This window comes from Vibrio sp. Y176 (assembly GCF_033438945.1).
The window spans coordinates 1-577 of record NZ_JAWOQS010000885.1 but is presented as its reverse complement, the minus strand read 5'-3'; the positions used below and the strand labels follow the sequence as shown (position 1 = coordinate 577).

The 577-nt window shown below is 39.7% G+C and carries 2 protein-coding genes; both read right to left on the bottom strand.

Going from position 1 to position 577, the window contains the following annotated elements; all coding sequences use genetic code 11:
• The coding region (locus R7O13_RS29225) for a DUF1328 family protein (protein ID WP_318305503.1) at nucleotides 1-114 on the bottom strand (114 nt) is incomplete at its 3' end.
• A 45-nt stretch (nucleotides 115-159) separates the two neighbouring features.
• Nucleotides 160-577, bottom strand: a 418-nt coding sequence (locus R7O13_RS29220; RefSeq protein WP_318305502.1) for a BON domain-containing protein, incomplete at its 5' end; no start/stop codon positions are given.

Here is a 577-nt window from a genome sequence, read left to right as displayed (position 1 = left end):
GAACAGATAAAATATCACTTGCGCGACAGCTGCGGCGGCACCGGCAATACCACTAAATCCGAGCACCGCTGAAACGAGAGCCAAAGCAAGGAAAATAAACAACCAACGAACCATGGTGTTGTCTCCTTATTTTTTAAAGTGAAAGCTCAATATTAGTTATTACTGAACAACTTCAATTTTATCGACAACCTTATTTACATCGTTGGTATTATTTGCAATCGATAATGCCAGATCATGCTCGGCATCTGAGTTCACTTTACCGGTTAAGGTTACGGTTTTATTTTCTGTAGTGACATCAATGTCTGTACCACTAACGCTGGTATCCATCAGTAAACGAGTTTTCACAATAGTAGTAATTTTTGAATCCGTTAATGCAGCAAATGCATCAGAATCGGAATCTTGTTTATTCTCACTCACTACCGTTAGCTCGTTATTTACTTTTTTCACACCATCAAGGCCTGAAACCAACTCTTCTGCCAGTGACTTTTCCAAATCGTTATTGACCGAACCTGTCAGCGTAACCACCTGATTTTCAACATCAGTGTTGATATCAAAAGAGTTCAGGTTGCTGTTAAGC